At 57.6% G+C, this 396-nt stretch carries 1 pseudogene; it reads left to right on the top strand.

Annotation, left to right across the window (positions count from 1 at the left end):
• A pseudogene (locus EZM41_RS06210) lies at positions 1-272 on the top strand (hypothetical protein); the annotation flags it as partial.
• Positions 273-396: the final 124 nt, after the last annotated feature.

Below are 396 nucleotides of genomic sequence, written 5' to 3'. Positions count from 1 at the left end.
GGAAGGAGCGCGGCCGGCGAGCCATCGTTAAGACGCTATCCCTTGAGCCCGATCCCTTGGAGGAGCATAACCGTCGCCTCCAGGAGAAATACCGTAGGATCGAGAAGAACGAGGTGAGGCACGAGAGCTACATGATGGACCTCACAGAGGAGATCGTTGTGGCTTGCGCCGACGCTGTGGGCGGCAGGCGCGTCGTCTATCAGGGGCAGGAGATAAACTTTGAGCCTCCCTTTAGGCGTGCCACCATGGCGGAGCTCGTAAAAGAGCTGTGAATCGAGGTTGGGCTGTGGGCGAAGTAGAAGAAGTCAAAAGGGTGCAAGAGCAAGAGGATAAAGAAGATGGCGTCGCATCGGTCGCCATTCCGCAGGAGTTGCTCGAAGACGTCTCCTGTCAGCT

Origin of the sequence: Acetomicrobium sp. S15 = DSM 107314 (genome assembly GCF_016125955.1) — a bacterium.
GTDB classification, from domain to species: Bacteria; Synergistota; Synergistia; order Synergistales; family Thermosynergistaceae; genus Thermosynergistes; species Thermosynergistes pyruvativorans.
Note: the sequence above shows the minus strand (reverse complement) of the source record. Positions and strands in the feature narration are given on the sequence as shown.